This is a genomic window from Streptomyces sp. Ncost-T10-10d (assembly GCF_900091955.1).
Classification (GTDB): domain Bacteria; phylum Actinomycetota; class Actinomycetes; order Streptomycetales; family Streptomycetaceae; genus Streptomyces.
The window spans coordinates 57,428-69,796 of record NZ_FMDF01000129.1 but is presented as its reverse complement, the minus strand read 5'-3'; the positions used below and the strand labels follow the sequence as shown (position 1 = coordinate 69,796).

11 protein-coding genes and 1 pseudogene are annotated in these 12,369 nt (G+C 68.4%); 5 read left to right on the top strand and 7 right to left on the bottom strand.

The window, feature by feature from the left end:
• The 4 genes and pseudogenes from GA0115254_RS43920 to GA0115254_RS20635 form a co-directional block, all read right to left on the bottom strand.
• On the bottom strand, positions 1-281 hold a 281-nt coding region (locus GA0115254_RS43920; protein WP_141720883.1), incomplete at its 3' end, for a ricin-type beta-trefoil lectin domain protein.
• Positions 282-446: 165 nt separating this feature from the next.
• A complete protein-coding gene (locus tag GA0115254_RS20640) occupies positions 447-653 on the bottom strand; it encodes a hypothetical protein (RefSeq protein WP_141720882.1) in 207 nt (68 codons plus the stop codon).
• 550 nt (positions 654-1,203) lie between these two features.
• A pseudogene (locus tag GA0115254_RS46325) lies at positions 1,204-2,031 on the bottom strand (UvrD-helicase domain-containing protein); the annotation flags it as partial.
• A 67-nt stretch (positions 2,032-2,098) separates the two neighbouring features.
• Positions 2,099-3,583, bottom strand: a complete 1,485-nt coding sequence (locus tag GA0115254_RS20635) for an alpha/beta hydrolase (protein ID WP_093896751.1) — start codon at positions 3,581-3,583, stop codon at positions 2,099-2,101.
• A gap of 353 nt (positions 3,584-3,936) precedes the next feature.
• On the opposite strand from GA0115254_RS20635, the gene GA0115254_RS20630 reads away from it, so the two are divergent.
• Together GA0115254_RS20630 and GA0115254_RS20625 are read left to right on the top strand one after the other, a co-directional pair.
• The gene (locus tag GA0115254_RS20630; protein ID WP_256102703.1) at positions 3,937-4,119 is read left to right on the top strand and encodes a hypothetical protein; all 183 of its coding nucleotides are present in this window, start codon (positions 3,937-3,939) and stop codon (positions 4,117-4,119) included.
• Between the two features lie 242 nt (positions 4,120-4,361).
• Positions 4,362-4,931 (top strand): hypothetical protein, encoded by a 570-nt coding sequence (locus GA0115254_RS20625; protein ID WP_141720881.1) that lies wholly within the window; start codon positions 4,362-4,364, stop codon positions 4,929-4,931.
• Here GA0115254_RS20625 and sigJ read toward each other — a convergent pair.
• Complete coding sequence (gene sigJ, locus GA0115254_RS20620; protein ID WP_218105569.1) at positions 4,900-5,886, bottom strand: RNA polymerase sigma factor SigJ; 987 nt, start codon at positions 5,884-5,886, stop codon at positions 4,900-4,902. The two genes, GA0115254_RS20625 and sigJ, sit on opposite strands and share 32 nt — an antisense overlap.
• A 101-nt stretch (positions 5,887-5,987) precedes the next feature.
• Here sigJ and GA0115254_RS20615 point away from each other — a divergent pair, with 101 nt between their 5' ends.
• The gene (locus GA0115254_RS20615) at positions 5,988-6,350 is read left to right on the top strand and encodes a hypothetical protein (protein ID WP_093896748.1); all 363 of its coding nucleotides are present in this window, start codon (positions 5,988-5,990) and stop codon (positions 6,348-6,350) included.
• Positions 6,351-7,425: 1,075 nt separating this feature from the next.
• Here GA0115254_RS20615 and GA0115254_RS20610 read toward each other — a convergent pair.
• Positions 7,426-8,136 (bottom strand): class I SAM-dependent methyltransferase, encoded by a 711-nt coding sequence (locus GA0115254_RS20610; protein ID WP_093896747.1) that lies wholly within the window; start codon positions 8,134-8,136, stop codon positions 7,426-7,428.
• 131 nt (positions 8,137-8,267) lie between these two features.
• On the opposite strand from GA0115254_RS20610, the gene GA0115254_RS20605 reads away from it, so the two are divergent.
• Together GA0115254_RS20605 and GA0115254_RS20600 are read left to right on the top strand one after the other, a co-directional pair.
• Positions 8,268-9,467 carry a sensor histidine kinase gene (locus GA0115254_RS20605; RefSeq protein WP_256102702.1) on the top strand — a complete coding sequence of 400 codons (1,200 nt, stop codon included), beginning with the start codon at positions 8,268-8,270 and terminating at the stop codon, positions 9,465-9,467.
• Positions 9,464-10,120, top strand: a complete 657-nt coding sequence (locus GA0115254_RS20600) for a response regulator (protein WP_093896760.1) — start codon at positions 9,464-9,466, stop codon at positions 10,118-10,120. The genes GA0115254_RS20605 and GA0115254_RS20600 overlap by 4 nt, the downstream gene beginning before the upstream one ends.
• 673 nt (positions 10,121-10,793) lie before the next feature.
• Here the strand turns inward: GA0115254_RS20600 and GA0115254_RS20595 are convergent.
• Positions 10,794-11,852, bottom strand: a complete 1,059-nt coding sequence (locus GA0115254_RS20595) for an RNA ligase family protein (protein ID WP_176740214.1) — start codon at positions 11,850-11,852, stop codon at positions 10,794-10,796.
• Between the last annotated feature and the right edge of the window lie 517 nt (positions 11,853-12,369).

Here is a 12,369-nt window from a genome sequence, read left to right as displayed (position 1 = left end):
GTGTTGCCGGCGTCCAGGCACATCTCCTTGGCGGTGCCGATCGTGTCTTCAACCTTGATCTGTCCATCGGCGATCACGAACCGCTGGTTTGTGTGGTTGACGCACTGCCAGATGCGTGCATGATCGCCGTTGTTGCGGGTGTTGCCGACGTCCAGGCACATCTCCTTGGCAGCCCGGGACGCAGAAGTCGCCGCAGAGGACGGCACCGCCGCGCCGAGGACGAGCATGAGCGCCGCGCCTGTGAGGGAGCCAAGGCAGCGAGGAGAAAGGAGCGAAGTCATGAGCACAATCCCAATCGTTGGAGGGGAACCGAGAGCACCGCCACGAGACCAGCAGTCGGTGTCCATGCATCCTGGTTGCCGCTGTCGGCCGCCGGTAGCGGATATCTCCAGGCACCATCCGTTAGAGCGATGCAGGACCACCCATCCGCGGGAGTCATAGGAAGATCACGGTGACGCCTCTGGCAGAGCGGGGCCCGTGTGGACCGCGCTCTCCTCAGCGAGCGCCTGCACGAGCTCCGCGCGCGCCACCCGCGCCCGCTCGGCCCGCTCCTGCGCGGCAGTCACCTCCTCCCTCGCCTGCCACAGCACTTCCAGCCAGGAATCCAGCTCCTCCCGTGCCCGCGCCTCGCGCTGCTCGAGCAAACCGATCACCGACCGCATCACACCCTCCAGGCCGACAACAACGGCCCGCTGCCTGCCCCTACCATCCCGCGATCAGGTATCGAGCACAGAGAAACCCCGCTCATCGAGCAGGGGTTCCGTTTGCCACAACGCACTGAATGCGACACCGGGAGTCAGTACGAGACTGGCTGGAAATCGTCCGAGCTACGGCAAGCGCGCTGCCCCATTCACAGGCCCAGGCTCCTGACTCCCCGAGTCTCACGAAGGCTTCCTGCCTCTGGCCCACGTACAGGTATCTCGTCCGTCGTCAGCGGAATCAGCTCAAGGCCCTGTGTCAGGTGGCGGCCGTGCAAGTCGATGGCGCCGAGGCGGGCGCGCCAGGCGGCATGCTTGTCCCGGATGTGCCCAGGGTCTCGGCTTCAGCGATGAATACGGTACGAAGACCAAGTCGCCGTCCCCACCGGACGCTCCAAACGGCGCCTGCATTCATCCGGCCTTGCCGCACCACGGCAGGAACGGTGACCTCAACCCAGTGGTCGTTTTCGGTCGCAGCACTGGCTGCGAGCGCCCCCTCGTGCCACGCAGGGCGACCGTCGGGGTGGTGGCGGGCCCGTGTGACCGGTATGTAGGCGAGCCCGGCTTCGCCGTCGTCGAAGGATCCGGGGAGGGGTTGGCCCTTGTCGTCATGCTCGTCGCTGTCCGGCAGCGGTGTGAAGTCGTCAGTGATTCGTACGCGCGGCCATTCGCACCCTTTGGCTTTGTGTGCGGTGGAAACGGTCACCTCGGCTGTGCGTTCGTCGTCGAGCTGGTCGATGGCTCGGAGGATGGTGGGTGCCGTGGGTGTCGACGAGGTCGACGAGTGGCGGAAGGTCGTAGCCGGCGTAGTCCTGCAGCGCACCCCAGGTCGGGAAGAGGACGAGCTCGGGGCGGGACGTGCGGCGGCGGCCCTCTTTGAGGTCGTTGGCAGCCCGGGCCACGCCCGCAGCGCCCCGCGCCCCCGACCAGAGCTACACGGTGGCCCAGTTCGAATAGCTGCATGACTTCGCGCATGGCGCCCACATCGGTCCGGCACAGGACAGCGTCGGGAACCTTGACGGGGCCAAGCTCGATAGGGACCGTGTCGGTTCCTACGAGGCACAGGGGCGCGTCGGCGATGGTGAGCCAGCAGTTGGCTTCGGCTGCGAGGCGAGGTCCGCAGCCGAAGGACTTGGACAGGGTGGGGGGTGTGCCGGAGAAGGTGGTCACGACGTCGTGGGCTCCGCACCATTGGTAGATGGCTTGTGCTGAGTCTCCGACCATGACCAGTTGGGCGGGGGCTGCGCCGGTTGAGGAAGATTTCCTCGACGACGGCGTTGGTGTCCTGTGCTTCGTCAAGGAGGAGGAAGTCGGTGTTGATCGGCCTCCTTGTTCAGGCCGGACACCGCCTGGAGTCGGCGGGTGGCGTCCTCCGCCGGGTTGCCGGGAGGCCGACCTGCTCAGGACGGCACGGCCGGGCACCTGGTGCCGCGTGGTGGCACTGTCAGGTCGGTCAGGTAGCCGTCGACGGCGTGCTCCATGCAGGGGCCCCTGGTGACGCTGCCGTGGCCTCGGCCCTCATACGTAAGGAGCGAGCCGCTGCGGCCGAGTTGCCGGGCCACCGAGACCGCCCAGGGGTAGCCGGTGGCGGGGTCGTGGAGTGCGTTGGACACCAGGATCGGCGGGGCGCCGCGGGCCGCCAGGTGGTGCTGCGGGTTAGCGGTCGGCGCGCCCAGGCACGCCGCTGTCATCTGGATCGGCAGCAGGGAGGGCAGGTCGGGTGCGGTCCTGTTCATCACGCCGACGAGTGAGGCGTATTCCCGGTAGTCGTGCACCGGCAGATGCCAGTCTGAGCAGAAGACGGGGGTCGCCGGCGGAAGCGGCGATACCGAGGTGGGCGAGGCGGGGAGCGGGCTGCTCGACGCCATCCCGGTGATGGCCTTCGCCAGGCCTGCGTAGTCGACTTTGTAGAACTTCTTGAAGGCGATCCCGTTCACCAGATCCGCTGACGAGAGGGGGGTTGCTGGCTTGGCGGGGTTCTCCAGCTCGCCGCGTTGGGCCCGGGTCAGCAGCCCCTGCCAGACCGTGCGGACGTCGCGACCGTGCAGTGCGCAGGTCGAGTCGTCGGCGCACCATTTCACGAACTCGTCGAAGGAGTCTTGTGCAGCGGCCGCCTCGGACCGCAGGAACTCACGGGTGGTGGAAACGCTGTGGTCCATCACGCTCTCCAGCACCATCGCCCGTACCCGGTGCGGATAGGCCTCGGCGTATTCCGCCCCGAGCAGTGTGCCGTACGAGCTGCCGTGGAAGGTCAGTTCGGCCTCTCCGAGGGCGGCCCGCAGTGCGTCCAGATCCTGGACCGTCTGGGCGGTGTCGAGGTGGTCGAACACCGGGCCGGTGCGTGCCCGGCAGTCGGCGCGGAGCCGCTTGTTGTAGGCCAGGATGGCGTCAAAGTCCGCTTGGCTTGCCAGTTCCGGTGACGGCCGCTGGGCGAGCAGGTCGCCGGAGCAGGTCACCGGGTTGCTGCGGCCCACGCCACGCGGGTCGAAGCTGACGATGTCGAACTTGTGGCGGATCTCGGGACTGAACCGGCTGATGCGGCTCACCACCAGCTCCACGCCGGAGTCGCCGGGACCCCCGGGACCGAACACCATCGAGCCGACGCGTGCACCGGGGTCGGTGGCCTGGCGGCGGGCCACGGCCAGGCCGAACGTCGGCCCGTCCGGGTGGGCCCAGTCGATCGGCACCGTGAGGGTGGCGCACTCGGCGCCCGGGTTGTCCGGTTCGTCGCACGGAGCCCATTGCAGGGCTCTGGCGGTCACCGGCGCCGCATTAACGATGGGCGCGGCAGCGAAACCGGCGACGGCGGCGATGGCGATTCCCGCAACCATGGCCGTGTTCCGTACGGCGGCGCGCCGTAACGCGGACCTGCCTCTGAACAACATGAACCATCCTCCTGACGAGACTGGGCGTGAGGGACGTGCTCAAGAAATGTGCAGACCCTGCCGGGACTCCTTGAGCACGCTAGGCGCTCTGTCGGCCGCCCGGTGCCGTTGTCAGGGGCCGTTCCGGGGCGAGTCAGGGACGAACCAGGGGTGCCTATCGAACGGGGATCCTGATCGGGTGGTCCCGACGCGACTGGTGCATGAGAGCAGGGTCCCTTGGCGATTCGGAGGGTGCTGACGTCTCACCTAGCGCCAGGAGGCCCTGTCTGTCGCAGTTGTACGCGGTCGAGGTCCCGCAGTTCAACTCACCCGCCCTATCGTGCGATTGCCCCGCCCATGCGTACGGGAAAACGGTGGACCAGCCGGACCGGGACAGGCGGCGTCCCTCGGACATGACGGACACGGAGTGCGCTCAGACCTGGTTGTTTTTGCCGGTACCGGCCTGGCTGGAGTGCCGAGAAGGCAAGCCGGAGGGCTATTGCCACCAGCAGATCATCGACGCCGTTCGCTACCCGGTCGACAACGGCATCAAGTGACTCTCGATACCGGCAGACTTCCCCGCCTGGCACCGGGTCCATGTCTTCTTCCGCCGCTGATGGGAGTGCGGGCCATCAATAGGCCGAAGCACTCAAGAGCCGTGGCCACCTGGTGCGACAAGCGTGGCTACATCTTCCTCGGCACCGTCACCGCAGCGTCGCTTTCCATAGGGCTCCGGTGCCGACAGGCGTGAGTCGGGTCAGAGGCACGAGCAGACCATCTGCTGTCCTATGGTTCCGGGATGAGCAACTCTGCGGCTGCTGCCGTCCTCACGACCGAGGACCTGGCCGAAGCAATACGTGCGGTGCGTACTTTGTTGGACATCGCAGATTTCAGTCAGGGCGAGGTCGACTTCGAAGCCGTCATCAGGTCGTCGGATGTCCTCGCGCAAGTACGTCACGTACTGCCCGACCTCGAATGGTGGGCGTCGGCCGGCAAGGAGCACGGCTCGTCGGAGGCCGACGACGACCCTGCAGACTGTCTGCCGATCCGCGTATTCGACTGGAGCCGTCCGCTGGACCGCGCCGAGCCCTTCATCGCCGCCCTGGGACCAGACCTCGCGGCTGTTCGATGGGATCTGGATGCATGGCCTGCAGTCCCTGAAGCGGGATTGGAGGCGATCTCGCAGAAATACGCGTACCTCACGCTGACGATGAATTCCCGGGACCTCTATCAGGAGGAGCCGTCGCAGGATCACACCGTCCACGTGCACGTTCGAGACCGGAACGGCGAACAGACCGCCCGCGTCCACTGGCTCGCCGATCAAGTGGGTGGCCGGTTCACAGGCAGGATGCAGTTGGCACGTCTCTAGCCCCCGAGCAAACCGGCACGGACCGACCCCTCATCCGGTGTGATCGGCCGGACAAGTCACCGTCCCACACCCACGGCCGCAGCTTTTCCGGATTACGGACCGCCCAGATCCGGGTGACGCGGCCGTCGGCGACATCGAACGAGGCTACGGTCATGACGGCGCCGGCACACTGGGCCACCAGGCCCGGCACACCGTTGACCGACCGCTCCAGGAGTTCGAGCCCCGGAGCCTTGTCAGCGATGGCGACCATGTACTGGGCGATGCGCGCACCGCCTTCGATCGGGCGTAGGGCGGTACCGACCATGCCGCCGCCGTCGGCAGTCATCACGGCGGCCGGGTCGAGGACATCGACGAGGGCCGCGATGTCTTTGGTCTCCCATGCCTCTTTGACATGCCGCACCGCGTCGGCATGCCCGGCCGCCGTCACCGGAGCCCGCGCGACGCGCACCCGCCGCCGGGCGGAGGCCGCGAGCTGCTTGCAGGCCGCAGGGGTCCGGCCGAGGATGTCGGCGATCTCGGCGAATGGGTATCGGAAGACGTCGTGCAGGACGAACGCCACCCGCTCGGCGGGTGTCATCGACTCCAGGACGACGAGGAAGGCCATGGTCACCGATTCGTCCAGGACCATCTGGTCGGCGAGGTCGGTGCCACGGCCGTGGTCCCACTCGGCATGGTCAGGCAGCGGATCGGGCAACCACGCGCCGACATAGCGTTCACGCCGGGCCCGCGCCGAGCCGAGCACGTCCAGGCAGATGCGGCTGGTCACCGTCGTCAGCCAGGCGCCGGGGGATACGATCTCGTCCTGCCGACTTCGTGGTAGCGCGTACCAGCGCGCGTAGGCCTCCTGTACGGCGTCCTCGGACTCGGCCAGTGAACCGAGCAACCGGTAGGCAACGTTGATCAGTTGGCTCCACTCACCGGCTATCTCGTCGGTGCTCGTCCTAGCCGTCCCCATGCTCCCGACCGCCTCCTCGCCTTACCTTTCGCAGGCCCGCGTCGTCGGGCTGGTGAGACCTTATCGATCTACTGCCCCCGGGCGGAAAAGGGGACCGTGGCATGGCAACCCAGGCGACGGCACAGCGCCGCTTCTCGTTTCTGCAGATCGCGATCACCCTGCAGACCCTGACCATCTTCCTTCAAGCAGTCTCCGCCGGACTGCTGCTGACCTCGTCCTACGGAGAGACGCTCCACAGTGTCGGAGCTCGCGTGATGTACGGGGCGTCGATGCTGTATGTGCTCGCGGCGGTGCTGGCTTGGAAGCCGGGCGGCGGCTCGCCCCGGCCCGTCTGGCACGCGTCCGGCTTCCTTGTCCTCGCCTCGTTCCAGGTCGTGCTCGGCATCGCGCACATACCATCGGTCCATCTCCCCCTGGGCGTCCTGATGTTCGGACTGAGCGTGCTGGCGCTGGCGCGGCGCTGAAATCCGATACAGGGGCATATCAGGATCAGCCGGGGCCTGTCTGGCGGATCACGCTGCGTCAAGGGGCCCGCTCGCCTTTTGTGCTGGTGAGCGGGGGCTGGTACCTCGAGATGCATGCGGAGGAGGGCGACAACGCGGAGCGTGGGCAACCGACGACAGCGCCGCAGAACATGGGGTCTCCCCTGCTCGGGCGACGCCGAGAGCTCAGCCTCGATCCACTGACGTGCCCCGAAGGTGATCTCTTGATCGTTTGGTGAGTGGGTTTCGGTCGGTGGTCGTGGGTGGGCAGGTTGTTTCTGCTGGTCTGCCCAGCTTTTTCGCGGGGGGAGAACCGTGCTCAAGCCGACCCCGACCCCGTCACCGCCCAAACGCCGGCGAAGGCCTCCGGCGGCCACCGGGCTACGCCTCGGCGCGAGGGCACCGGCGGCCGCGCCCAAGTGACCAGCGACCTGTACGGCACGCCAGGCGTAGACATCGCTGTCCAGCCCCGTCAGCAGCCCGGGCAGGGCCCGCATGTCACCGAGGCGCACCAGCGCCATGACGGCTTCCTGGTGGGCCCGGTGGAGGAGTGGGTATGGCGTCGCCCCCACATCCGGCCCTTGCGCGCTGCGACGTGCGGCAACGAAGGTGGCGAGGGCTTGGCGGGCGATCCCGGTGACGGACACGAGGGATCACGCCGTTGCAGTACCGGCCCGGCGGACACTGGCGGTGCGCAGGGGCGAGTGGACCCACACCGTCCATCTCAATAATCTCAGCACTCACCTCGTGGCGGACTGGCTGCGGGAGCGCCGCCACCGGCCCGGGGCCACGAACCCGCATCCGCTCTGCTCATCACCTCCCACACCTACCGGCATCCGTCATCTCCACAGCTCAGCTATTGCGCTGTGCGAGCCGCCTTCGACCAGTTCGGGCTGCTGCCGCGCCAGCTTCGGGCCGACGATGTCGACACTGAAACGCGGCGTCGGCCGCCACCCGCCCGGTGAGCGTTCCAGAGCGGCGACGGCACGGAGTACGGCCGGCGATACGTCGGCGACCTACCTCCTCTGCCATCCACCCTGTTGGGCAACGGAGTTCTTCAGGGAAGCGGATGAGGCGTCCCTGCGGGGGCACGCAGGTGCCAGACGCGCGCCGGGGGGAGGTTGCCCCATACGGTGCGGCAGTCAGCGGCGTGGGTCTGTTGGAAGGTGTCGAGCACGTGGGTGACCCCGCTGTGGCGGGCCAGGCTCCGGGAGGTGCCCAGCAGTGCGCGGAGGCGGGCAGTGCCGCGATAGCCGAAGTACGTCAGGTGGCCGCCGGGCTTGAGTGCGGTCAGGTACACGGCAAGTAGATCGGACACCTCGCAGGGGTGGAAGTTGGCGAACGGCAGCCCGGAGACGATCACGTCGTAGCGCGCCTGGGGGTCGAGTTCTGCCACCGGTCCTGCGATCAGTGCGATGCGTTCCCGGTGGACCGCCAGCCGGGGGTCGACGCGCAGGTCCGCGGCGAGCAGGCGAGCGAAGCGGGGGTTGGCCTCGACGAGGTCCAGGGTGTCCTCGGGGCCGAGCAGGTCCGCCAGCACTCGGGAGACCGCGCCTGTTCCGGCACCGACCTCCAGTACGGCGCGCGGCTGCCCGGCACGGTGCGCCAGCGGCGCGGCGAGCGCCGCGGCGAGGTGACGGCCGCTCGGGGTTACTGCCCCGGTCGTACGGAAGGTACGGAATGTCTCGGTGAAGAACAGCCGGCGGTCGGCGAGGCGTCGTGCTGGTGTCCGCCGGGCGGAGGATGTGCGCGTCGGGGAGAAGACCATGGCATGGACGCTAGGCAGCAGCGGGCGCATCGGAATCTTCCGATGTGTGACGAAGGCCCCGGACGAAAGTAGGGGGTCCCGATGGCTGCTCGCCGGGGTCCATAAGGCAGGAGCGTCCTTAGGATGACGAGGTGAAATCCGAGCCGGGGCGCGGCGTGCCGTTGTGGGTGGAGGTGCCGTCAGCGGTGCTGCTCGCCCTGTTGTCCACGTTGGAGGGCTTTCGGTCGGCCGGTGACAGTCTGGCCGATCCGGCGCCGTGGGTGGCGGCGACCGCCTCGGTCGCGGTGCTCGCCCGCTATAGGTTTCCGCGGGCGGTGGCGGGCCTGGCGCTGGTCTCGGTCGGCCTGGGCTCCGTGTTCCCATTGTTGGTGACGCTCTATCACTTCGCCTCGCGCGGCCGGTTGCGAGCGGTGTGGGTGTGTCTGGGTATCGCTTTGGCCGCCGGGTTGCCTTGGCTGGCTGTTGCGTTGGCGCTGGGATGTCCCTTGTCCGGGGGACGGCTGAACACCTGGACCGGCGCCGGTGTCGGCAATGCCGTGCTGGTGGCTCTGGCCTTGGCGCTCGGTATGTGGGCGGGCAGTCGGCGCAGACTGCTGGGTGCACTGACGGGCCAGGTGGAACAGCTGCGGGTGGAGCGTGAACTCCGCGCCGAACAGGCACGGTTGGCGGAGCGGGCACGGATCGCCCGCGAGATGCACGATGTGCTCGCCCACCGGCTGAGCCTGCTGATACTGCACACCGGGGTGCTTCAGCTGCGTTCTGAGGAAATGTCACCGGTCGTCCTGGAGCGGTTGACCCTGCTGCGCAGCACGGCCGGACAGGCGTTGGACGATCTGCGCGAGGTGTTGGGGGCGCTGCGCGCCGACCGGTCCGCCGGGGCCGATGGGGCGCCCGCTGTCACGGCGCCGGCACTGCCGGAGCTGGAGGAGCTGCTCACCGAGGCACGGGCCGCGGGCCAGGTGATCGAGTCGGTGGTGTCCGGTGATGTGGAGGGCACGTCCACCAGCCATCGTCTGGCGGTACACCGACTCGTACGGGAGGCCCTGACCAATGCCCGCAAGCATGCCCATGACGCGCCCGTGGCGGTGAGCGTGCGCTACGGGCCCTCGGCCACCACGGTGGAAGTCGTCAACGGACCGGCCGGACACGTCGGGGAGTCCGCGGTCTCCGGAGGTTCCGCGGTGCCTGGTGGCTATGGCCTGATCGGTCTGGCGGAGCGAGTCGCGGCGCTGGGCGGTCACCTGCACACCGGTACCTGCGGGGGTGGTTGGCGGCTCTCCGCCCGGCTGCCCACCTCCTCACCCGTCCGTCCGCCGGCGTCCGCCTCGTGATCAACATTCTGGTGGCCGACGACGACGCCCTGGTGCGGCTCGCTCTCGTCGACCTTCTGTCCACCGACCCGGAACTGACCGTGGTCGCCGAGGCGGCGGACGGCCTTGGCGCCGTCGAACAGGCGAGCCGGCACCGGGTCGACATTGCCCTGGTCGATGTGCGGATGCCGCGGATGGACGGCATCGCCGCGACTCGCCGGCTGCGCGCGCTCCCGAACCCGCCGCGAGTGATCACCCTGACCACCTTCGACCTGGACGAGTACGTCTACGATGCGCTCGCCGCCGGCGCGGACGGCTTCCTGCTCAAGGACACCGAACCGCGCGAGATCATCCGCGCAGTCCATGTGGTGGCGGACGGCCAGGGCATGCTGCATCCGGCTGCCGCCCGTCGCCTGATCGACCGCTTCCACCGCGCCGCCCGCCCCGAAGTGCTGGAAGCCCGCACCCGGGTCGAGGGTCTGACACCTCGTGAGAAGGACGTCCTGGCACTGCTCGCGCTGGGCGATTCCAACGCGGAGATCGCGGCGGCGTTGGGCATGCGCGAAAGTACCGTCAAGGCACACGTCAGCCGGATCCTCGGTGCGCTCGGCGCCGACAACCGAGTCCAGGCCGCCCTGCTGGCCCACGACGCAGCGCTGGGCGGCCGCGACTGACCGGTTCGCCGCGGGGAGACCGTCGGTCCCCCGTGGCCTGCTGCCGATCGCTCAGCCGCTCAGACCGCGGTCGCGGGCAGTGGTCTGCCCAGCAGGAAGGGCCACAGCAGCGTGGTACAGAGGCGCGGCCGACCGCGGGAGATGGCGTGACCGGTGCCTTGACGGTCACGAGCTGGGAGTCCGGGAGGGCGCGCCGGTGCTCGTGGGCGACTGCGGGTTTGATGAAGTCGCTCTCGCCCCGCAGGACGAGCGAGGGGACGTGCGCCGCGCGCAGGTCCGGCCGGGGGTCAGGGATCCAACGGCCGGCCGAGCTCGGCCGCGAAGAATGCTGACACCGTCTTGAGGATCTCGTTCGCTCACCGCAGTTCGGCGTTCTCTGTTCACCGGGAACTGGCCGACCACCACAAGAACGTCGCCGCGAACACCGGCATGGACGTGTACTTCGCCGACGCGCGCATCTTCGGCGCTCACCACCCACCTCCTCGAATCCGTCGGCGCCGCCCTGGACGAAGCGCTCATGGAGTCCCAGATCAGCCTCTGCAAAACGGAGTTGATCAATCCTCACCGCCCTTGGTGCGGCCTCTCCGATGTCGAACGGGCGACCGCGCGCCCCCTCACCGCGATCGGATCTCCACTCGCCGCGTCCCGTCGCTGAGGCGGCTGTGCGCCGCCGTCATCGTCCACGGTTCCTGCCTGACCGGGCGATTCGAGATGTGTAGCGGTCCTGGGCGTCGAACGCCGCCAGAGAGCGCACCCCGGGCCGGAGCGCGTGTCCCAGAGCGCGCAGGAGCGTCTCCTCCATTCCTCCCAGGGCTTCGGAGAGCTCTTCCGTCACGTCCCGTGTGATCTCCTCCATCACAGCGTCCACGGGGGTGTGAGGTCCGAGCTTGCTCACCGCGGCGGCCGCGCGGGCGGGGGTGAGAAGTGCCGATGCCTGGACCAGGAGCCAGGCAGGGACCCCAGCCGCACCCTGCGGCGGTGCCAGATAGGGACGTGCGCCGTCGAAGCGCTCGTCCTCGGCGAAGGCCTTCTGCTTCACCTTCACCACCGGGCGCCTGCCGACGCCCGCAGGACCTGCCTCCTGCCATTCACCGGCCGGCTTGAGGACATAGCCCTCGGCAAGGTTGTCCGCCAGTTCGGGAAGCCCGAAAAGGGCCGGGACTCTGGTGGGGAAGGCACAGGACAACTCCTGGAGCCTGTTCAGCGCGCCGTATCCGACAGCGGGAACACAAGTCAGCCCAGCGGCAGCCGCGGCTTCGCGCAGAACGCGGTCGGAGATCCACCATTGACCCTCAGCCTCCTCGACCGAGGCGTCGAACGGCAGCCAGTGAAGGCCCGGCGCGTACCACACGCCAGTCTGCACCGGCTCGGCTCCGGCAACGGCAGGGACATCCGGGTGTGGGTAGCATCCGCCAGCAAGCTCGCCGTAGATCGTCACCACCGCGGCATCGCCCCACGCACTGCGCGCCGCCGAGGCGAAACGGGCCGCCGCCACCGACAGCACTGGCCAGATTCTGCTCACGCCGAAGAAGCCGTCCAACGCATCGTCACCCAGGAGCTCACGCCGCTTCGCCGGATGGACCCCGGTGCCGTCGCAGACCACCGCAAAGTGCGCTCCATGCACCTTCTCCGCCGCGATCCACTCCCGGACCCCGGACGCACCAAGCCGCTCCCTCGCAGAGATCTTGGGATATGGCCGTAACGCGGAACCCGCAAACACAGAGTCAGACACACAGGGGATTGTCGCTGTGCGCCCACACCCGGGCAACAGATATTCACGCCGTGAAACCGGGGCCGGCACACTTGACCGATAGGAGCATCGCCGCGTGGGCTGCCGTTGCGATAGCGAGGAACGCCCAGAGAATCAGCGCCTCCAAGGAGCTCGTTTCCTGAAGATCGCCCGACGAGACGGTGCGGACGCCCCAGGCCCTGCAAGAACCCCTTCACAAACCGGGGTAATTCAAGAACCCCCGACCGCCGTTTCCTGACAAGTGGGACCGTGCGCCCTGACGGCGAGGGTTCGGGTCCGGTGGCGGCGTCTTGTGAAGTACGCAGGCCAGCGGGTTGACCGACACCGACAGGGCCGCGCGGGAGCGGATCCGGCCGCAAGGACGGGGAGAGGCACCGGCAGATCACCGCGCGACGGCCAGGCGGCCGAGCTCCGGAAGAAAGAGGTCTGGCCCCGCGTAGAAGCGCCGCGCCGGCTCCGGGGAGCCCGACCGGCCCTCAAGGATGAATCCAGGCATACC